General features: G+C 40.3%; 21 protein-coding genes. 8 read left to right on the top strand and 13 right to left on the bottom strand.

Annotated features, from left to right (window positions below):
• Nucleotides 1-8: 8 nt before the first annotated feature.
• The 5 genes from OQ289_RS20455 to OQ289_RS20435 all read left to right on the top strand — a co-directional run bounded on the left by OQ289_RS20455 (nucleotide 9) and on the right by OQ289_RS20435 (nucleotide 5,635).
• A complete protein-coding gene (locus OQ289_RS20455) occupies nucleotides 9-1,319 on the top strand; it encodes a DoxX family protein (protein ID WP_270088589.1) in 1,311 nt (436 codons plus the stop codon).
• A gap of 10 nt (nucleotides 1,320-1,329) precedes the next feature.
• Complete coding sequence (locus OQ289_RS20450) at nucleotides 1,330-2,766, top strand: hypothetical protein (protein ID WP_270088588.1); 1,437 nt, start codon at nucleotides 1,330-1,332, stop codon at nucleotides 2,764-2,766.
• Nucleotides 2,767-3,052: 286 nt separating this feature from the next.
• Complete coding sequence (locus tag OQ289_RS20445; RefSeq protein WP_270088587.1) at nucleotides 3,053-4,309, top strand: YeiH family protein; 1,257 nt, start codon at nucleotides 3,053-3,055, stop codon at nucleotides 4,307-4,309.
• A 146-nt stretch (nucleotides 4,310-4,455) separates the two neighbouring features.
• Nucleotides 4,456-4,992: an RNA polymerase sigma factor gene (locus OQ289_RS20440; protein ID WP_270088586.1), complete on the top strand. Its 537-nt coding sequence runs from the start codon at nucleotides 4,456-4,458 to the stop codon at nucleotides 4,990-4,992.
• Nucleotides 4,952-5,635, top strand: coding sequence for a hypothetical protein (locus tag OQ289_RS20435; protein ID WP_270088585.1), 684 nt, complete (start codon nucleotides 4,952-4,954; stop codon nucleotides 5,633-5,635). The genes OQ289_RS20440 and OQ289_RS20435 overlap by 41 nt, the downstream gene beginning before the upstream one ends.
• A gap of 56 nt (nucleotides 5,636-5,691) precedes the next feature.
• Here OQ289_RS20435 and OQ289_RS20430 read toward each other — a convergent pair whose 3' ends face one another.
• The gene (locus tag OQ289_RS20430) at nucleotides 5,692-6,255 is read right to left on the bottom strand and encodes a nitroreductase family protein (RefSeq protein ID WP_270088584.1); all 564 of its coding nucleotides are present in this window, start codon (nucleotides 6,253-6,255) and stop codon (nucleotides 5,692-5,694) included.
• Nucleotides 6,256-6,377: 122 nt separating this feature from the next.
• Nucleotides 6,378-7,640 (bottom strand): peptidase T, encoded by a 1,263-nt coding sequence (gene pepT / locus OQ289_RS20425; protein ID WP_270088583.1) that lies wholly within the window; start codon nucleotides 7,638-7,640, stop codon nucleotides 6,378-6,380.
• A gap of 270 nt (nucleotides 7,641-7,910) precedes the next feature.
• Between pepT and OQ289_RS20420 the strand changes: the two genes are divergently transcribed.
• The gene (locus tag OQ289_RS20420) at nucleotides 7,911-8,324 is read left to right on the top strand and encodes a hypothetical protein (protein WP_270088582.1); all 414 of its coding nucleotides are present in this window, start codon (nucleotides 7,911-7,913) and stop codon (nucleotides 8,322-8,324) included.
• Between the two features lie 173 nt (nucleotides 8,325-8,497).
• Here the strand turns inward: OQ289_RS20420 and OQ289_RS20415 are convergent, their stop codons facing one another.
• From OQ289_RS20415 to OQ289_RS20390, 6 genes are all read right to left on the bottom strand, one after another.
• A complete protein-coding gene (locus tag OQ289_RS20415) occupies nucleotides 8,498-9,262 on the bottom strand; it encodes a DUF4197 domain-containing protein (RefSeq protein ID WP_270088581.1) in 765 nt (254 codons plus the stop codon).
• 259 nt (nucleotides 9,263-9,521) lie between these two features.
• The gene (locus tag OQ289_RS20410; RefSeq protein ID WP_270088580.1) at nucleotides 9,522-10,358 is read right to left on the bottom strand and encodes an endonuclease/exonuclease/phosphatase family protein; all 837 of its coding nucleotides are present in this window, start codon (nucleotides 10,356-10,358) and stop codon (nucleotides 9,522-9,524) included.
• A gap of 4 nt (nucleotides 10,359-10,362) precedes the next feature.
• Nucleotides 10,363-11,133 (bottom strand): glycerophosphodiester phosphodiesterase, encoded by a 771-nt coding sequence (locus OQ289_RS20405; protein WP_033566120.1) that lies wholly within the window; start codon nucleotides 11,131-11,133, stop codon nucleotides 10,363-10,365.
• 200 nt (nucleotides 11,134-11,333) lie between these two features.
• A complete protein-coding gene (locus tag OQ289_RS20400; RefSeq protein ID WP_270088579.1) occupies nucleotides 11,334-12,200 on the bottom strand; it encodes a phosphodiester glycosidase family protein in 867 nt (288 codons plus the stop codon).
• A gap of 60 nt (nucleotides 12,201-12,260) precedes the next feature.
• Nucleotides 12,261-12,908: an HD domain-containing protein gene (locus tag OQ289_RS20395; RefSeq protein ID WP_270088578.1), complete on the bottom strand. Its 648-nt coding sequence runs from the start codon at nucleotides 12,906-12,908 to the stop codon at nucleotides 12,261-12,263.
• On the bottom strand, nucleotides 12,901-14,079 hold the full coding sequence (locus OQ289_RS20390) for a THUMP domain-containing class I SAM-dependent RNA methyltransferase (RefSeq protein ID WP_270090883.1): 1,179 nt from the start codon (nucleotides 14,077-14,079) through the stop codon (nucleotides 12,901-12,903). Before OQ289_RS20390 ends, OQ289_RS20395 begins: the two co-directional genes overlap by 8 nt.
• Before the next feature lie 71 nt (nucleotides 14,080-14,150).
• Here OQ289_RS20390 and OQ289_RS20385 point away from each other — a divergent pair, with 71 nt between their 5' ends.
• Nucleotides 14,151-14,525 carry a DUF3127 domain-containing protein gene (locus OQ289_RS20385; RefSeq protein ID WP_033566065.1) on the top strand — a complete coding sequence of 125 codons (375 nt, stop codon included), beginning with the start codon at nucleotides 14,151-14,153 and terminating at the stop codon, nucleotides 14,523-14,525.
• A gap of 67 nt (nucleotides 14,526-14,592) precedes the next feature.
• On the opposite strand, the gene OQ289_RS20380 is transcribed toward OQ289_RS20385, so the two are convergent.
• From OQ289_RS20380 to OQ289_RS20365, 4 genes are all read right to left on the bottom strand, one after another.
• On the bottom strand, nucleotides 14,593-15,597 hold the full coding sequence (locus OQ289_RS20380) for an acyltransferase (RefSeq protein WP_270088577.1): 1,005 nt from the start codon (nucleotides 15,595-15,597) through the stop codon (nucleotides 14,593-14,595).
• Nucleotides 15,598-15,621: 24 nt separating this feature from the next.
• On the bottom strand, nucleotides 15,622-16,158 hold the full coding sequence (locus OQ289_RS20375; protein WP_270088576.1) for a fumarate hydratase: 537 nt from the start codon (nucleotides 16,156-16,158) through the stop codon (nucleotides 15,622-15,624).
• A gap of 1 nt (nucleotide 16,159) precedes the next feature.
• The gene (gene fumC, locus OQ289_RS20370) at nucleotides 16,160-17,557 is read right to left on the bottom strand and encodes a class II fumarate hydratase (protein WP_270088575.1); all 1,398 of its coding nucleotides are present in this window, start codon (nucleotides 17,555-17,557) and stop codon (nucleotides 16,160-16,162) included.
• A 201-nt stretch (nucleotides 17,558-17,758) separates the two neighbouring features.
• Nucleotides 17,759-18,328, bottom strand: a complete 570-nt coding sequence (locus tag OQ289_RS20365) for a hypothetical protein (protein WP_270088574.1) — start codon at nucleotides 18,326-18,328, stop codon at nucleotides 17,759-17,761.
• A gap of 158 nt (nucleotides 18,329-18,486) precedes the next feature.
• On the opposite strand from OQ289_RS20365, the gene OQ289_RS20360 reads away from it, so the two are divergent.
• Nucleotides 18,487-20,082 carry a S41 family peptidase gene (locus tag OQ289_RS20360; RefSeq protein WP_270088573.1) on the top strand — a complete coding sequence of 532 codons (1,596 nt, stop codon included), beginning with the start codon at nucleotides 18,487-18,489 and terminating at the stop codon, nucleotides 20,080-20,082.
• Here OQ289_RS20360 and OQ289_RS20355 read toward each other — a convergent pair.
• Nucleotides 20,079-21,194, bottom strand: coding sequence for an endonuclease/exonuclease/phosphatase family protein (locus tag OQ289_RS20355; RefSeq protein ID WP_270088572.1), 1,116 nt, complete (start codon nucleotides 21,192-21,194; stop codon nucleotides 20,079-20,081). The genes OQ289_RS20360 and OQ289_RS20355 overlap by 4 nt on opposite strands.
• Between the last annotated feature and the right edge of the window lie 4 nt (nucleotides 21,195-21,198).

Genomic DNA, 21,198 nt, shown 5'->3' with positions numbered 1-21,198 from the left:
TTTTAGATATGAACTTACCAATTGTTATACGACAAGACGGCATTACCAATCCTACTCATCGGTGGTTGATACGGGCCTTGGTAGTGTTTACTTTTTTTGTAAGCATTCCATTAGATTATAAATTCTGGATATATGTTTTCGAAGATGGTCTAAGTTTTTTTACACTATTTAAATTAACAAATTATGTTCCCGAATTTGTTGTCGGCAATCCGTATTGGAACATCATTATCTTAATTGGGCTATCCTTGTCGATAGCGTATTTCGGTAGCCAACGGAATATTAACTACAGTAATCTCTACCATTGGACAAGGGTGGTATTACGGTATAGATTAGGAATTATTTTAGTGGCCTATGGTTTGTTAAAGTTGTTCCCGTTACAAATGCCCTTCCCGTCATTGAGTAATTTGCATACCAACTATGGCGACTTCTACGCTTGGAAAATTTATTACCATACGACGGGTATTACACCTTGGTACGAATCATTTTTAGGTGCAATAGAAGTTGCTGCAGGTATTTTACTCTTTTTTAGGAGTACCACCACCTTAGGTGCCGGAGTCATTATTGGCTTTTCCGGAAATGTTTTTGCGGCAAATTTGGCTTATCAAGGCGGACAGGAATACTTATCACTATTGATTATAGTCATCGCAACAATTCTATTCACCTTTGATTTTCGCCGTCTTTTTAGATTGCTCTATAAATTTGAAAAGGTAGAGGCAAATAATGTAGTTCCCGAATATAATTCTAAATGGAATAGGCGACGTTTGATCTTTAAGTCAACCGTGTATGTGTACTTGTTGTTCATAGGGTTGTCTTTTGCATGCTCGTGGTCTACTTCTCCTTTTAAATATCCAAAAGGCAAAGGATTGGAAGGCGCTTATGGATATTATAATGTGAAGACATTTAAAGTTAATGGACAAGAAATTCCCTATTCTCGTACCGATTCTGTGCGTTGGCAAAATGTTGTTTTTGAAAGCTGGCCCACCATTTCAATTGCTTCAGCACGACCTATCATCTTGGATAACTCTGTGGCTAGCGATTACAAAAAATACGACTACGAGCGTAATTTTGAATCAGCTGGGGTAGGTGGTAGACGATATTTTCACTATGAGATAGATAAGACCGCCAAAAGCCTGACGCTAGCTAATAAAAATGTAAATCATAAAGAGGAAAAGTTCCAATTACAATACGAGCTTATTGGAGATTCTGTTATTAATCTGTCTGGTTCGGACGAGCAAGGACGCCATATAGAGGTTACTCTTCAAAAAGTTAATAAGAAGTATATGTTGTTAGAGGGACGACGAAAACCGATAAAATTATAATAGGACAGTTATGGAAACAATTCATCAATATATCTGGAGTAAATCACAGAAATTTTTCTTTCGTGTATTTTTTATTTTCTTTTTTCTACTAATCGTTCCATTCAAGACAACGTTTTACACACAGTGGTTTACGCAAGACTGGTCCGAAATGCACATTAGGGACATTCCGAGGTTTTCCGGTACAGGTCTATCATTTGTAACAGTAGTTTCGAACCATCAGGAGGTAAATGATAATCGGGAAAAGCAGAGACTGAGTGTTGAAAATGAGAAACCAGGTGTGATTAAAGGAGAGGATGCTCCTTTCAATATTGTCAGTTATGTTAATTATTTTATTTTACTGGGAATTGGGATGGTAGGGGCGTTGATATGGGGATTGGTTGATGGGAAAAGAAAAAACTATAGGACCTTGCTGTATTTTTCGTCGGTCGCGGTGAGTCTAGCCTTGGCGATTCGGTTGCAAGGGTTGACATTTTCTAAAATATTCCCTACCCAAATGCCAGATTTGGCACTTACACAATTGAATACCCCTTTCGGTGATTTTACTGCTCAAAAGCTTTATTGGATCCAATTTAGCTTCGTTCATGGATATGAAATTTTTGCGGGGCTGGCAGAACTGGTCATTATGGCCTTTTTGTTTTTCAGACAGACAAGGGCATTGGGAGCAGCATTGTCCGTTGCCATGATTGGAAACATAACCTATGCCAACCATGCTTACGACGGAGGTATCCATCTGATAGCATTCTTTTTTACCATCAGCGGACTATACGTGTTATGGCCCTATTTTACTCGTATTTTTCAGTTGATTGTGAAAGAGGAAAACATTCAAGAAGACGTGTATTACTATCCTTTTTCCAAGCCATGGGAGAAAGTTGTGCGATACGGAATTAAAACCTTTCTTTTCTTGTTTTTCTTTATCTACAGTGGTTATCTACACTGGCATAATTACAAATATGATTCCTATAAGGTGCCTTCTAATCCTGGATTAGCGAATGCTAGAGGTACATACGAGGTGGAAGATTTTATTGTAGATGGAGATACCATTGCTTACGATCCTACCGATGCTGTGCGCTGGAGAGATGTGACGTTGGAAAAGTGGTCCACCCTATCCTACTCCGTCAATAATACATTTTTAATACATGGAGAAGCTGGTCGTGGTAAACAATATGAGGATATTAACCGTACCTACGAATCTGCTGGGACAGGGGGAGGGAGGCGTCATTTCTACTACGAAATAGATTCTTTACATCATAAACTGAATTTTTTTAGTAAAAATAAAGTTTACAAGACCGATAATTTTTCATTGGAATACAGTCGCCCCAATGCGGAGACTATTATCTTGGATGGAATGGTAAAATCAGTTCATTTGAAAATTAAACTTGTACGTAAAGAGAAAGAGTATGCATTGTTCCATGATCGGTATAAAGATAATTTCGTTTTTAAACCCTGAAATTTTCGCTTTTAAGACGATATGATCGTGCGGTTGTTAGAACGGTATGAAGGATAAGCCTACATCACCAATCTTGAGGATGCCCGAGCATGTATTTTTTTGGCTACAAATATATCAAGTGCTGGAAGAAATATATGACGGATAGTGCCTAGACCTCGATTTGCTTTTTGGAGAGGATGTCCTTAATCGTCGAAATATGTATTGGATGAGAGGTTTCAATTGCATTATCCTTATCTTCGTCAAGCATTTAATCAACTTATCAACTCAAAACAATAATATTTATTTTATGTCTTCATCAAAAAAATTTTCTATTTCCGAAGATTGGGTAGTCGTAATTTTAGGTTTAGGGATCATTTTTTTAGCATTATCGGGCCTAATCATTCCAGCCCCTAAATTCTCTTGGTCAGATACTGTCGCTCTGCAAGATCAAGTCCTGAGCGGTAGTAATCTCGTTGCTATTCTGTATCAATTCGTTGCCTTATATGTGACGGCTATTATAGGTGCGGCTTTGCTTGGAAAGTCCATCAAGCACCTACTTGTCGTTTTTCCAATTGTATTTATACTTACGGTAGTTGCCCTTATTGTTGCAGGTAATGATGTCTTAAAAGAGTACAATCTCGAAGCGGTAATTTTTAGTTTGGTTATTGGTCTAGCTATTAGCAATTTCTTTAAATTGCCACAGTGGTTCAAAGATGCTTTAAGTACAGAACTATACGTGAAAATAGGCTTGGTGCTGTTGGGGACCACAGTTATCTTCGGCGATATCCTTACAGCTGGTTCAAAAGGCCTGATCCAAGCCTTGGCTGTGGTGCTGTCTGTTTGGTATTTTGCTTATTGGCTGTGTAAGAAGCTAAAAATAGACAATGAGATGACCATGATGTTAGCTAGCGCTGTTTCTATATGTGGTGTTTCTGCAGCTATAGCTACCTCTGGAGCCATTAAAGGCGATAGCAAAAAATTGTCTTATGTCATTTCACTTGTGCTGATTACTGCCATTCCTATGATGATTTTTATGCCTTATATGGCGAATTGGATGGGATTGTCTCAAGAAGTTACTGGTGCATGGCTAGGGGGGAGTATCGACACGACGGGTGCCGTGGTTGCATCCGGTTCCCTTGTCGGTGAAGAAGCCTTGAAGATTAGTACCATTGTTAAATTTTCGCAGAATGTCCTACTCGGTATTGCAGCTTTTGCAATAAGTATCTATTGGACCTATTCCAAGTCGGTTAATGAAGAGACCAAAAAGGAAAAACCCACTTTGAAAATTATTTGGGACCGTTTTCCGAAATTTGTAATCGGTTTCGTGTTTGCATCGCTGTTGTTTTCATTTATTATTACCCCAGACCAAGTGAGTACAGTCAAGGGAAGTCTTAAAAGTTTGCAAGGCTTGTGGTTTGCGTTGGCGTTTACCTCAATCGGATTAGAGACCAATTTCAAAGACCTTTTTAAACAGGATAACAAGAAGCCGTTGTATGCTTTTCTCCTTGCGCAGACTTTTAATGTTATTGTCACACTGATAATAGCGCTGCTGCTATTCGATTAGTATAATCAATCATTATATTTTCATAGAGAAAGGGAGCTATTAGCTCCCTTTCTCTATGAAATGCCCATTACTATCAAATACATCCTACCAATCTTTATGGAATTTCTTATCTTCATGCATCTATAATACGAGGGGCCAAGTAATTTATGACAGAAAAGGAGCTTTTACAACATTATCGTACCACTGGAGATCTAGACGCCCTGGGCAGGATATATGCTCCTTACATGTCGCTGTTATATGGAGTTTGCTATAAGTATCTCAACGATGCGGATCGAAGTCAGGATGCGGTAATGCAGATTTTTGAGGAATTAATCGTCAAACTACGTAAGCACGAAGTTGATCATTTCAAGAGTTGGTTGTATACCTTCTCACGCAATTATTGTTTGATGGAGCTCCGTAAAGATAAGCGGATGACACAAGTCGATATTGATGAACATATGGTTGAAAGCGAGTCTTTTATGGAGTCTGGAGATCAGCCTCTTTGGGAAGAGTCCGAATTCGAAAAGCTGGAAACATGTATGTTGACACTCAATACCGAACAGGAACGTTGCGTCCGCTCGTTTTACTTAGAGCAAAAGTGTTATAAAGATATTGTAGAAGAGACTGGTTATGATTTGAACAAAGTCAAAAGCTATATCCAGAATGGAAAGCGTAACCTCAAAATCTGTATGGAGAAGAAGTAAAATGGAAAATAACTATCAACTATCACGTATACACAACTACATCAATGGATTGATGAGCCGGGAAGAGATGTTTGACCTAGAAAGGGAAGCACTCGAAGACCCTTTTTTACAGGATGCAATTGATGGTTATAGATTGCAACAGGGCGTAGATGCCCGATCGTTAAGTCTGTTGCAAAGACGGTTAGAAAGAAGAGTTGAACAACAAGCTTCCGAAAAAAGCAGACGCTACTTCAGTTGGCAACGGTTGACCATAGGGATGGCGGCAGGAGTAATGTTTCTCACCGTTTGTACACTAATCTTGATTCGGTATATACCCAAAAGAGGCGAGACCAATGTGACCGAAGTCGAGTTGATGGATGAGAAGCTAATGAGCATATCCGTGGTTGCCAATCAGGCTTTTGATGGTCAACCTGTAGATGGGTGGGCTGCGTTTGAAGAATATCTCGAACACAATTACTCCGGTCTGAATAATAAAAAAGAAATACAAGTCAGTTTTGATATAGACGCTTCAGGCAAGCCCTATCATGTAACTCCTTCCGCGGAAGCCGACCAGCATATCTTTCAGGAAATCATTATTTTATTGGAGCGCGGCCCTCAATGGAAGGGAAAAAGGGCAGAGGTGAAAATTATTTTTCCAGAATAAACGCATATAAGGAATAGAAGTCTTCCGAACACCCTATTCCTTATACGTATGCCATTTTATTCTTCCCAGCGGATTTTATCTGCAATAGGTGTGCGAACAGGCTCCCGTACTTCTGACTGGTGATGTCCTAGATAAAATAGACCAATACACTTCTGATTCTCTTCAAGATTTAAGAAACCGCCAAGGTGATTAATTAAACCCGGTGATGCCCAGTAGCCTCCAAGCCCTAGTGAATGAGCTGCTAGCCACATATTTTCGATAGCACATGAAGTTGCTGCAAGCTCTTCCCATTCTGGAAGCTCCCCAGTATAGTTTACGACCAAAGCAATCGCAACATTTGACAGTGTCGCTTTCTCTCCCATAGAAAGCTCTGTTTTTTCAAGATATTTTTCAGCTGGTGTCACTGTCTTATAGATACGTGATAGTTCGGCACCAAGGCGTTGCAAACCTTCTTGACGATATATCACAAATCGCCATGGTTGTGTTCTCTTGTGTGTAGGAGCTGCATTTGCTGCTTCTAAGATAGTCAAGATGTCCTCTTTACTGACCTCTTCTTGGGTAAAGCTTGCTTGGAAGACCGCCCGACGGGTCTGTATTGCTTTAATAACTTCGTTTGCCATTTTTATGAATAAAAGTGAAAATTAAAAAATCGTTATTGCCTTTGTGGCATATGTTCCTTGGGAGTGCGTGCAAATGTACTAAAGTTAAAAGACCAATTGCCATACTCATCTTCCTATTAGAATCAGGCTCGTTCTTCCCAAAGGGTCGCAACGTGTAGAATCGTTAAAACAGCCTTCTGCATATCCTGCACCGAAACCCATTCCTGCTTACCATGAAAAGCGTGGCCACCGGCAAAAATATTGGGACATGGTAAGCCCATGAATGATAGACGAGAGCCGTCTGTTCCGCCGCGGATGCTTCTTCGTTCAGGAGTCATGCCCGCGCGTTGGATAGCTTCCATGCCTATTTCCATGATATGAGGATATTGGTCTAACACCTCTTTCATATTGCGATACTGTTCTTTTACCGTCAAAGTATAGCTACAGTTGGGGTATTGATCCACGATTGTCTTCGCAATACTCTCCAATTCGGCAGCATGTTGCTGAAGTTTAGCTGTCACGTGGTCACGGATGATAAAATGTATTTCTGCTTGCTCTACCGTCCCGGAGATAGAGGTTGGATGTACAAATCCTTCTTTTTTGCTGGTGCTTTCTGGTGATAAACGGTCTTTTGGAAGCGCCTCTACAATTGCTGCTGCTATTTTAACTGCACTTTGCATTTTACCTTTTGCAAATCCAGGATGTACCGATACGCCTTGTATATGGAGTACTGCTCCGTCAGCAGAAAAAGTCTCATCCTCTATCGTCCCCGCTTTCTCGCCATCCATTGTATAGGCAAATTCAGCACCAAGTCTTTTGAGGTCAGCCTTGTCTACCCCTCTACCGATTTCTTCATCAGGTGTGAATAAAATCTTAATATCTCCATGTTTGATCTCTGGATGATTCATCAATATACGTGCTGCATCCATAATTTCAGCAATCCCTGCTTTATCATCAGCTCCAAGTAGTGTGGCACCACTGGCAGTAATGACATCGTGTCCAATCTGATTGGCCAGATCTGGATGTTGAGTATATCGAATCACAATAGATGGGTCATCAGGTAAGATTAAGTCCTGACCTTGATAGTTGTGATGTACCAAGGGCTTTACATCCTTCCCGGAAGAGTCAGGTGAAGTATCCATATGCGAGCAGAAACAAACCACAGGTACTTTCTTTTCGGTATTAGACGGAATCGTAGCATATACATAACCATTGTCATCTATAGCCGCGTCCGTCACGCCCAATGCCAACAATTCTGAAACGAGAAGATTGCCTAAGTTTTTCTGCTTTTCTGTAGAAGGACAAGTTGGAGATGCTGCGTCAGATTGAGTGTCGATTTGTACATAACGCTGAAATCGCTCTGATACCGAAAAATCGGTAATGCCATTGATATCAAATTTACTCATATTGATTTTTACTGATAAGATGATTCCGACAAAATTACGAAACTATCAAGGCATTGACGAATTTAAACCAGGTTTCAACGCTTTTTAATGGATATTCATTTTCACGTTCGCTATCCCAGCTTAACCCCTTGTTTAGGGGAGCCTACTGTTGTATTTGGCTATGCTATTCAATTGTTTTATCCTTTCGGTATAAGGCCTCTTAGTGGATATTGTAATAAGTTTATTTGGTAATCGCCTTATTTTAAGTTACTTTTATGTAAAACTTGAATTTTGAATACCAAAGCACTACCTTTTTATCAGACAGCATTTGTATTACTGGTCATTGTCCAGTTGTTTTTGATTTTTAGTACAAATGAAATCTGTGTCCATATCGGACTCATCGTCCAGCTATCTTATTTGCTCGTCCCCTTGATGTCCATATTGCTGAAAAGACGGATGCGGTTAGCGCAACTAATATTTAAGATATACCTTATCGTTTGCGGATTATTTATGATTTTGAGTGGCAGTTATCTTCTGGCTACCCATATTGGAATTACGGACTATTTTATGCTGGGATTAGCTATCAAAGGATTGCTCATGGGATTAGGGGTCTTGGTCATTTTTAAATATCGAGAACTCACCATGCTCTACACGCACTATTTTCAAAAAACCGCTAAGAGCCGACTTACTGGGCCTAATCCATAGCCACATGGTTCAGTATCTCGAGGTGAGTCACTACCTATACATATATTAAACATAGCGCTTGTAAAGTGAATTTGCGAGCGCAGCTAATATCGTTACACTCGGAATGACCACGATATAGTTATGATCCTTCGGTCAACTTGTTGAGGGAGGAGCATGTACAATGCTTTTTGCCCTTAGTTTTGCTTATCCGCCCACCCAAATACCTTTTGCAGTAAAGGTGTTGTTCTAGAGCCGCCCAGATTATTGCGAATCTTTAGCTCCTGTTCAGCGACCTTCACAAATAAACCGTCGATTGCTTTTTGCGTGACGTATGCGTTTAAGTCTGTATTCACCTTGGAGAAAGCCAATGGGAGCGAGTTATACGTAGAGGTCAATTGTGTCCAATAGGTACTCACATTATTCTTACCAAGTGCACCTTCAACAATAGGACTGAATTTTGATGTCAAATCCGGCGTTGTTGTAGTCTTGAAAAATGTAGTAGCAGCATCTTGCTGGCCACTCAATAATATATTATAAGCATCCGTAATGGTCATTTTTGAAAGTGAATTGGCGAATACAGGAGCGGCCTCCTTAACTGCGGTCTCCGCTGCCCCATTCAAGCTAGCAATAAATTGGTCGCATATTTTTCCCATTCCTACGCTTCGCAAAGTTTTTTCTATCTTCTGCGCTTCTGGTGGCATTAATATTTTTACTGCGGCATCTCCAAGAAAGCCGTTTTTGGTTGACAGACTGTTGATACTTGATGTCAGGCCTTCGCTCAGCGCTTGTTTCAAGCCCGAGTTTAGCTCTGTGTTACTCAAGTTATTTGATGTCGCCGTTGTATTCTGTTGTTTAGTAGATGGTTTGAGTATTTTTTTTAAAATCTGTCCTTGAGATTCGAGACCGGTACCCATGATACCCGTTAGTAAAATTAAGCCTAAGCATGTGTTCCTGTTCATAAACGCAATAGAAATATGGAGTAAAGATAATACTCTGATTAGGAATAATCGGAAAAGTTTAATTAACCAGTAAAATTTATCCATCAATTTGTTCATGTCTCTTTTTGGACGCACTTATAAACGAGTTATACAACATGTTTCAATATAAGCAGACTCTTATTATTTTTCGAAAAGTACCAGTGGGGCAGTAGCTACCATTAAAAAACCCCGTGTGCCAATTCGGCGCACAGGGTTAGGGTTACTTATTTTTTAAACAAAACTATAAAACCAGGTCAACCACCACAGGAAAGTGGTCTGATGGATATTTACCTGCATATGTATCTGTCAAGATACCGTATTTTTTTACCTTGAATTGAGGAGTAACGAAAATATGATCTATCCTTCCTGACGCCGCTACATTTTTCCCAAATCCGTTGAACGTCGAACTGGGGGCATATTTAAAATCAATTTTTGTATAACAGTCCGCAACTACTTTGCTATTGGCCAACGTAAAATATGCTTCATCAGTTTCCGAAACATTGAAGTCCCCCGTAATTACAAGAGGTAGATTGCCCGCAAATTCCTTCGCTTTGGCCATCATTAACTTTGCACTTTCCTTGCGAGCCACTACACCTACATGGTCAAAGTGCGTATTCATCATGATAAATTGTTTTTTTGTTTTCTTGTCTTTGAATATTCCCCAAGTACAAATACGGGGCAGTGCTGCGTCCCAACCCTTATTAGGAGACGAAATATCGGTTGCCGATAGCCAGAATGTCCCACTCTTGGATACTTCAAAGCGCGCTGTGTTATAAAAAATAGCCGAGTATTCCCCCTTTTCTGCGCCATCATCTCGACCCACTCCTATATATTTATAGCCTGGAAGTCTATTTTCCATATCGACTAGTTGATCTTTAAATCCTTCCTGTGTTCCAAAAATCTCAAACTGATGATACTTGATAAGATTGGTCACTGCCTCTCTCCGTTCGTCCCACATGTTACCTACATCATGGGTGTTCTTCTGTCTGATGTTATAAGTCGCTATTCTAAATTGTTGAGCCTCTGCTATTGTCATGAAGACCAATAGCATCAAAGCCACTATCCATGTTCTTCTCATTCTTTTATTTTTTTACTTTCAACAGTTCAGCTAAGAGCTCTGGATTATCCGTAGTGATATAATCTACCTTTTGATCCAACAAATTTTTCATTTCAGCTTCTTCATTCACCGTCCAGGCATTTACTTTAAGTTTCAGCTTTTGCAATTCAGCAATCCAAGTTGGATTCTTTTTGTAGACGGAGAAATGATAATCTGCTCCAGCCATCTTATCCGCTTTTAATTCTTGCGGAGACTTGTTCCCTGTTAGGTAGTGGACTTTAGCTTTTGGATTTAGTTCAACGATTTTTTTACATGCATCATAGTCGAACGCAATGTATTCAATCATTTTTTCACCTTTTAGTTTTTTGACAAGTTCTACTGATTTTTGAGCCGCTAGTAGCGTGCGTTCCAAACCCAATCTATTCGTTTTCAATTCGTAGATCAACTTAGTTTTCTTTTGCTTGAGACCTTCCTTTAAAAAGTCCTCTGCGGTAGGTATCGATTCCCCATTTGGATGTTTTTTTGCTAAAAGCTCCTGATAGGTTGCCGTGGCAATGTCGATGCCATAGAAATCATTGTCATGGTTGACCACCAAGATGTCGTCTTTGGTGAGGTGTATGTCGAATTCAGAACCAAATACCCCTTCGCTAATTGCAGCATTTAAAGAAGCAATGCTATTTTGAGGTAGTTCGGTATTCTTCCACGCACCTCTGTGGGCAATAATAGGATTTTTCTGAGCTGAGGCAGTTGAAAGGCTCGCTCCTAAGATAAGTATGCCTAAAACGAAATGTTTCATATGTATAATTGTTTCTTGACCCATCAGTCGATGGATCGGTTTAATAATGAATGTAGGTGTTATATTGTATTATTGAGCTCGCTGCACTCGGTTGATTTTCAGTTGTCATCTGGCTGAACTTATCATACTATTCATGTCTGTGTTTGTACCGTCTGTTTCATATGGATATCTCTTATGCGAGTAATTTGCTATTGAATAGATTATAAAACAAGGATAGCGTTGGCTACTGGACGTTCTCCCTCATGATCAAATAACTTGTTGTCTGTAGGATAGTTAACAATCCCATTTTCATTTTGTCCCTTTATAAAAAGAGTCGAAGATCCACCTCCGTCCAGATTCAAGGCATCCTTACCCTTTAGCCATTTCAGGACATGGGTTAGCTCTGGCAATGACATGCCATAAGCTTGTGCATTACGCCCATCTACGGTCATGAGGATTAGCTTTTTGTCAACGGTTAGTGCTACAGCCGTTCGGGGGTGTCGATTATTATTGAATGCGTTGCTATCCAATGAAACACGCTCCTTCTCAGACAATAGGAGAGGACCGCAAGTCATCACATTGGGGAATTTCAATTTTTGATCCCACAGCGTATCTCGCGCATCACCCTTTATGATTTTGATGTGTTTTTTATCAAATACAAGTGCGCCATCGCTTCTGAAGCTCCTTTTTTTAGGTTTGCCTTCTGTAAGGACAGTCGTATTGATCAATCTACCCTCCACTTTCAGCAGTGTGGTCCCTCCTCCAGTTTTGGTGTTGAAAAATGCACCATTAATAGCGGCGATAGCGTTGGCTTCATTTGCAAATGCTGTCGTATTCTTGAACCCTTCCGAGATTCCCGCTAATTTGATAGGATGTTTAACTTTTGTAAGATCGATTTCGATAAAGTTGATCTCTTGGTGGCCGTCAAAAAGATTTTCAAAATGAGCCTGTTTCCAAACGACTCCCTCTTTCAGTGACTTCTCATTCCATATTTTCGAAACAAACTGCGTAGAGTCACTCTCTTGCGCAAAGGTAAGCGAACAGGCGGAAAAGCAAAAAAGGAGAGCGGCAAGGGCTTGATGATTCATACAGGTGAATTTATGAACACTAATGTACCCTTTTTACTTAAAATAGATGTTAAGTAACTGTTATTTTACTCCTTGCCATTCGGCATAAAACTGATCTAAGTACTGTTGCATGAAGACATGCCTATCTGTTGCAATCCTTTTCGCAGTCTCGGTATTCATTTGATCTTTCAACAGCAGCAACTTTTCATAAAAGTGATTGATAGTTGGAGCAGTTGTGTTTTTATAGGATTCTTTATCCATATTTTCGATCACCGGAATATGGGGATTGTAGATTTCTCTATTTTTGTATCCACCATAGGTAAATGCCCGTGCAATCCCTATGGCGCCAATCGCATCTAGGCGATCGGCATCTTGGACCACTTCCAATTCTTTGGAATGGAATGTACGCACGCCCAAGCTCGCCTTGAATGACATGTTGAGAATAATGGCCTGTACATGCGTGACAATGGTTGGGTCTACCCCCTCCTGCGTTAAGAATTCGCCCGCAACACGAGGACCGATGGTCTCGTCCCCATTGTGGAATTTACTGTCTGCAATATCATGGAGCAGTGCGGTCAATTCACATACCAATACATCAGCCTCCTCCTCTTGTAGGATTAATTTTGTGTTATTCCATACCCGTTGGATATGCCACCAGTCGTGACCAGATTCGGCATTTGCTAAGGTGTGTTGGACAAACGCGATTGTCCGATCAATAATATTATTCATAGATTACTTTGGGCTTGTCACGTGTTCCCTCGTACAATTCATACTCCAGAAGCCTACAGTCTAATTTACCATTGTAAAATTCAGTCTTTCTAGATGCTCGAAGTCCGATCTTTTTGGCAAGATCAGGATTCCCTGTGAATACATACCCGCGATATCCCTTACACTTTTGTTTAAGGTAGTCTCCCATCCGCTTGTAAGTGACTTCCAATTTGGCATGTGTCCCCAAGCGTTCGCCGTATTCAGGATTAAATACGGCCACCCCATTTCCCTCTGGTGTTGTCGTATCTTCAAAGTCGCAAACCTCGAAAGTAATCATATGGTCCACTCCCGCGGTTTTTGCGTTCATTTTGGCAATTTCTATCGCTTGTTCCGAAAGGTCAGATGCAATTATTGTCGGTGTGTTTTTCTTGTTGACTTGGTCCTTAAGCACTCTCCTTTCTTGGAAAAAAACTTGTTCATCATAGCCTATGAAATGCATGAATGAATAGTTCATACGGTACAGTCCAGGTCTACGGTTGGTCGCGAAAAGAGCTGCTTCAATTGCTAAGGTCCCAGAGCCACACATCGGATTGATAAATGTAGATATTCCATCCCATTTTGTCGCAATGACTACGCCAGTAGCCAACGCCTCCAGCATAGGCGCTTTGCCGGGATGCTTACGATAGCCATGCTTTGCAAGTGTTTCGCCCGAAGTATCCAAAAATATTTCAGCACGGTCGTCCTGCCAGTACAAATGCACCAGGGCTCTTCCTTGGTCGGGACCTGTGTTTGGACGTATGCCTTTTTTGTCCTTGATACGATCTACGATCGCATCTTTCACTTTAAGATTTGCAAAAAGCGGAGTCGTAATCGTCTCATTATTCACATTCGATGTGACAGAAAAATAGCCATCGAAGGAAATAAGATTTTCCCATTCAATCTCCATCAATTCGCGATACAGCTCCTCAGGATTGCTCGCATCAAAAGCCTTTAGAGAATACAGGATTTGGGAGGCAGTTCTAAGATTTAGATTCAATTTAATCGTTTCATTAACAGAGCAGTATAGTTCTACTCCTGTTCCGAACGATCGTTTGATTTCGTAACCTAATTCTTCTACTTCCTGTTGTAGATAAGGACTCAGTCTCTTATTGCACGTAATAATGACCTTATTGGGGGTGTTGAAAACTTCCATAGTAATTTTGGCAAAGTTAGTTAATCTTGTAGTCAAAAATTGCTTATTTTTACGGTTTAATATTTAGCATTATGGAAATTAGAGGAAAAGTACATGAAGTTGGGGCGACTCAGCAGGTAACAGAATCATTCAAGAAACGTGATTTGATCGTTGCTTACGCAGAAAATCCACAATTTGTAGAATATATTCGTTTTGAAGCTACGCAAGATAGAACATCAATCTTTGATAACTTGACGATTGGTGAAGAGATTGAAATTTCATTTAACTTACGTGGACGTCCTTGGACAAACAAAGACGGAATGACTACTTATTTTAACTCATTGGTAGCATGGAGAGTGACTAAATTGGCAGGTAGTGCCGCTGCTGCAGCTCCCGGATATGGTGATATGCCTGCTCCTGTAGATATTTCCTCATCTGGTGCAGATGACGATGATTTGCCTTTCTAATTTTAGATAAGTCATTTTTATAAAGTGTAACACACAAAAGGCGTCATTTAATGACGCCTTTTGTGTGTTACCCCGATACATATTTCCCATAGGGCACTTTTTGAATGATGTACACCAATAGCACACTACCCACTAATGTAGCAATCGTTGCCAACGGTACCTTCAGCCAGATTGCATCAGGTAGCTCTGGGTGCACATAGTTTAATACGATGATGTGCGCTAAGTATATCCCAAAGCTATATTTATCAATCAAACTTATCCAGAGGGGAGAGGTTACCCTCTTAGAAAAGTACTTTATGCATACAAAAAACGCAGTAGCAGCGACTGCTATATTTGGAAGGACATAGCCATAAAATGAAGGGTCATACTTTTGCTGCGAGACACTGAGGGTATGTGTTATATAAATCGTAAATGCGCAGCTTGCCAACCAAAGGATTACAAACCAGATCCGAGACTTTCTAAAATCCTGTATAGAAAGATAATACCCCAATACGAGGTAACCGATGTAGTTTGTAAAAAAAGTCAGGTCTATACGGATTACAATATCTTGCCATCTTTTGTTCACAATAAAAAGGGAGACAAACCAAATCAGGAGAAAGAGCTCCAATTCACGAGTTGAGCAGTGTTTTACCATCTTTCGTAAAAAAGGAATAGCAAGATACAACCCCATAATCATATATAGATACCAAAGATGGGCATTAGCACCTGTTCTGAATTTGGTCCAACTAATGGATGTAATCTGCTGCATAGAAAGATTATCCCAAGTACCAGATTTCCAAAAATAATAAATGATATAGACCAATGTCCAAAACAGGAAAGGAGGTACGATTTTCAAAAGCCTTTTACGATAGAAATCCAATGTGCTTTCTTCCTTATGAAGCAAAAGTGCGCCCGAAATCATGACAAAAATCGGAACAGCATAACGTGTAAAGCCATTCATCCAATTTGCATAATCCCAGTTGAATGATCCGATTGGCACTTGTTGCAGATATCCTGTCGTTGCATGTATCAAGATGACGCCAATGGTAGCCGCTACACGTAGATTACTGATATAGATATTATGGCCCTCCATGTGAATATCTGATTTGTAGTAAGATTACAACTCCCAGCGTTTCTTCGGTACGCAGGTGATATCTTTGATTTTACGCAGCACGATGGGACGTTGGTCATAACGACTCTCTAATACAAGCGAATCCTGACTGTACTGTGCTATTCGAAACCGAGGAAGATATTGCCCCTGTTTATAGCAGCCCGATATTTTTTGTTTGCCGTTAGCCTTTGTATAGATTCCTTCTACAATGATACTGTCACCCCTCACCACGTATACAGCCTTTGCGTATTCCGACCACTGACCGCCATTATAGCAGCTGTCTGGGATACGTTGGATTTTCGTATGCACGTCCATTTTTGCATAGATAGAGTCACACGTGAATTTAAACTCATGTAAAGTATATGACAACATCTGTCCCTGACTAGGGATGCTATCCTGCTGCCATACACCTTGAAGATAGTCGGCTCCTTCTCCCTGCATATCCGATCTCGCTTGGCAACCTCCAAAAATCAAAAGCATACCTACTATTGGAAGTAGGTATGCTTTTAGAAATAATGATTTATTAATCAATGGCTCCCCCATGTTATTTTAGGTTTCCAACCATTTCTTCTGGTTTCACCCACGCATCAAAATCCTCAGGCGTTACATAGCCAAGACGTACAGCCTCTTCTTTAAGTGTGGTCCCATTACGGTGTGCCGTTTGTGCAATTTCAGCAGCTTTATAATAACCGATTTTCGTATTCAATGCGGTTACCAGCATCAATGAATTGTCTACCAGTTCTTTAATGCGCTTGTGGTTAGGCTCTATGCCACTAGCACAGTGTTCCTCAAAAGAAACACACGCATCTCCTAATAATCGCGCAGATTGTAGGAAATTAGCTGCCATTAAGGGTTTGAATACATTCAATTCATAGTGTCCTTGAGTGCCACCGATAGTGATTGCCACGTCATTACCCATAACCTGTGCAGCCACCATTGTTAAAGCCTCACATTGCGTAGGGTTTACTTTCCCTGGCATGATAGACGATCCTGGTTCATTCTCCGGGATCAAGATTTCGCCAATACCGGAGCGAGGACCAGAAGCCAACATACGAATGTCGTTAGCAATTTTATTCAAAGATACAGCCAATTGTTTCAAAGCACCGTGTGTCTCAACAATTGCATCATGGGCCGCTAAGGCCTCAAATTTATTTTCTGCCGTCACGAATGGATGGCCGGTAAATTGAGCGATATATTTTGCCACGGTCACATCATATCCTGCAGGAGTGTTCAGTCCGGTCCCTACCGCGGTCCCTCCCAAGGCTACTTCTGATAAGTGTGCAAGTGTGTTTTTGACCGCTTTTAGACCATAGTTCAGCTGTGCTACATATCCAGACAATTCTTGACCTAATGTCAAAGGCGTAGCATCCATTAAATGCGTACGACCTATTTTCACAACGTTCATGAAGTCTGCAGATTTTTTGGCCAAGGTGTCACGAAGTTTTTCAACACCTGGAATAGTCACTTCCACTACCGCTTTGTAAGCCGCGATGTGCATACCTGTAGGATAAGTGTCATTAGATGATTGGGACTTGTTGACATCATCATTCGCTTTTAGTACAGGTTCACCCTCACCAATTCCATATCCCGCCAATACCTGCGCACGGTTGGCGACCACTTCATTCACATTCATGTTAGATTGTGTACCAGAGCCAGTCTGCCAAATAACCAACGGGAATTGATCATCCAATTTGCCTGCCAATATTTCATCACATACTGTAGCTATTGCATCCCGTTTTTCGATAGGCAATACCCCAAGCTCATGGTTGGCATATGCAGCAGCTTTTTTTAAATAAGCAAATCCCTCTATAATTTCATGCGGCATAGATGCAGCAGGTCCAATCTTGAAATTATTACGTGAGCGTTCAGTTTGTGCACCCCAATATTTATCTGCAGGTACCTGTACTTCGCCCATAGTATCTTTTTCGACTCTAAATGACATAACGTTTGATTTATATTTTCATCTAATTATTGTATTCTCGATTGCCGATGAGAGTTCGCTTAAATAATGTTGCCATATAGGTCCACATTATCTACATCTCGGTTTCAACCTAACAAAGTTAATGAACTAATTCAGAAACCGAAAACGATCTCCAGGAGATTCTGCTGAATAGAGACAAGCATTTGTTCTTTAAATCCTCCATCAATGACCCAAGCGCTTCATCAATTGCTCATCCACATGATGAAAAAGTTGTTTAGGTTTTAACGTCCGCCAAGGCATCTGATCAAATACACCCCCAAAATTGATATAGTAGTCAATATTATGAGCTTTGAATTCTTCAATTACATGCGCCCGGAAGTTGAGCCCCGCAATCCATCCATCTTCAACATCCTGAAACCATTCTTCATAGTATAGGTCATCTGAAGCATGGAAATTAAGGATGTTTTCCCCGATTAAAATGAACTTGTTGACTCCTTCATCTATCATCAAATCAATCAGTTCCCTTTTCAAGATCATAATGTCATTATAAATCGCATCATTCCATTCTCCAATGAATTCGATAATAGCATATCCTTTGTCATAATCTGCATAAATGACTTTTAGATAGAGCGTACTCGAACCAAAATGATCCCATTGCGGATGCAGCAAGAAGTTGTAGATTTGTTTGTCGTATTCAAACTCGTTATAGATGGTTCCAAAAAAAGGGGAACGGTCATCTTCAGAAGCAATATAATCGTCTCTCCAGTTGTAAAAAGGTTCGATTTCGTGCATGATTTTGAAGAATTAAATTTCGATTATCGTTTCAGCGTCAAATTTGGTAAAAATCCTGATTAAAAACTAAATAAAGATTGATTTGTTACTATATTATCTGATAATTTATAACTAAAAATTTTTAAAAACTCTTTAATTTTGTGTCGGAAAATCTAGACATGCAGAAAAATACAAAACGGAATCTTTTTGTGGCGGCGACATACGGTGGGGTGCTTATGCTAGGTCTCATTTTAGGTCAATATTATTCGAATGAACAACGAAGTGCTTCGGGAGGTATTTTGGATCCCTTGGGAGTTGACAATACGTATAAGATTCAGGGCATGATGGACCTCATTTCCAAAACATATGTTGACAGTCTTAATATGGATGGCGTACAGGATGAAGCTATCGCCCATGTATTATCCCATTTAGACCCGTATTCTACTTATTTGCAACCCGAAGCGGCACAAAATTTCAATGAAACCTTAGAAGGTACTTTCGAAGGTATTGGATTGGAGTACTTTAATCTTAACGATACGCTCCTTGTCGTCAGTATTATTCCGAATGGACCCGCCGATAAGGCAGGCTTTAGAGTGGGAGATCAATTGTTGAAGATTGATAATGTCAACATTGCCGGTGTACAGAAGCCCTTAAGTGAGGTAGATAAGCTCATTCGCGGCAAAAGAGGCAGCGCCTTACAGATCTTTGTCAAAAGGGAAGGATATCTTCTTGGAAAGCCAATTAAAGTCATTCGCGATCAGGTTAATGTTAGTTCGTTGGATGCAGCATATATTATTAAGCCCACCGTCGCATATATCAAAATTCGGAGATTCGGCCTTAAAACCGCGGAAGAGTTTAGAAAGGCCCTTAAAGAGCTTCAAAAGCGTGGAGCAAGCAGCTTGGTGGTCGACCTTAGAGAAAATGGCGGTGGCTATCTCCACTCGGCCATTCAATTAGCAAGTGAATTTTTTAAAGATAAAAAATTGCTCGTCTATACCGAAGGATATAATGAGTTGAGGAAAGATTATTTTTCTGCTGCTGATGGCGAGTTTGCTGAAGGCAAGGTCGCCGTGCTGATCAATGAAAACTCTGCTTCCGCAAGTGAGATATTTGCTGGTGCCATCCAAGACTTGGATCGAGGCACCATTGTAGGCCGACGATCCTATGGTAAAGGTATGGTACAAGAGCGATTCGAGTTGCCGGATGGGTCGACGATGAATCTCAGTGTAGCTCGCTATTATACCCCTTTAGGACGCGATATTCAAAAAAAATACGCCCTCAATCCGCAGTTTTTTCAAAACCAGACAGAGCAGCTGTGGCTTCTGGACACTACCTATCAACATACGAAAGCCTTTGTCACAAAAGCAGGTAATCGTGTATTCAACGGAGGAGGTATTTCTCCTGATGTCCTAGTGCCGATAGATTCGAATGCTGTAAGTCTCAAATATAGAGAAATAAATTCCTCCAGTTTGATTGAACAATTCGTGTACGAGCGATTCACAAAAAAATCTCCCGCTTACTCTATAGAAAATTTTTTACAAGGCTACCATTTACCTGATAAAGAATATGCAGAGTTTATGACCTATTTAAAAAATAAAGGGCTACACTTAAATAAAAGACAGGAAGATGATCTTCACCAGCTGATTCAGACCGATATTGAATCACTTGTTGGGCGTTTCTATTTTGGACGAGATGCGTACTTTAAGGTGAGGAATAGGCATGATGTTTTTATCGATCAAGCCGTCAAATTGCTCGATCCATCTTTTATGCATTAATGCTTTAATTGAATATCTGCCCAAATTGGATAATGATCCGAAAGCTTCCTCTTGACGATTTGATAGTTAAGGATGTTGAAATCTTGGCTTGTCAAGATGTAGTCAATCTGAAAGATAGGCAACATTTCATAGTGCGTCACCCCCCAGCCTGAGCCCTTCTCCTGAAATGCATTTTTCATACCTTTACCAATCAGATTCACGCTATAGGACATGGGCGTATCGTTGAAATCGCCCATGACTAGATACGGGGTTTCGGTATTCTGAATATGCTCTTTTAGGGCCTCTGCTTGCTCACTGCGTGATGCAAATGCTTGTTTTAGTTTTCTCCCGACACGTCTTGTTTTCGTTTTGTCCGCTTCTCCAGAAGGGTTTTGGATAAATTCTTTATCCTCATTCTGTAGCGCAAATGAACGCAAGTGAACATTGTACACCCGGATTTTTTGATTTCCCCTCTCTATATCAGCGTAGATGATACGGTTGATCCCAAATTCATTTTTGACAATCGTCCCCGAGTGGGTTATCGGATATTTGGAAAAGATAGCTTGTCCATACGCTTCATAGTCGTTCACAGAAGCCGGTTCAAAATACCAATATTTATAACCATAGTTTTCTTTCAGTTCCTTGGCATAGACATGCTTACCCTTTATTTTGCTATAATACTCTTGAAAACAAATTAAGTCTGGCTCTAAGCTGTCAATAATTCCTAACACCTCTCGTTTGAAATCCTTTTCTTCCGCCTTCTCTGCAATCTTAAACAAATGCACATTGAAACTCAATACTCGAATACTACTATCTGCGACGGATACCTTTTGGATATCTCCACCTCCAAAATTCCAGTGTTTGGTCAGTAGATTCCAACCTAATATAATAGTCAGTAATGAAATCAGCGCATATTTCGGTTTTCGCATCAGCCAATAGCCTACGAATCCAATATTTATGAGCAGAATAGGGAGGTAAGCAATACCAAAAAAGGCAATGAACCAAAATATCTTAGGATTGATGAAAGATGCTGAATAACTTAGCAATAGCGCAGCCACAGCCAGTGTATTGGCGAAGAATACAGCTTTGCTCAGAAAACCCAGTTTTTTTTTCAAGAAACGAATCTTTGCCATTCTC

Origin of the sequence: Sphingobacterium sp. SYP-B4668 (genome assembly GCF_027627455.1) — a bacterium.
Classification (GTDB): Bacteria; Bacteroidota; Bacteroidia; order Sphingobacteriales; family Sphingobacteriaceae; genus Sphingobacterium.
Note: the sequence above shows the minus strand (reverse complement) of the source record. Positions and strands in the feature narration are given on the sequence as shown.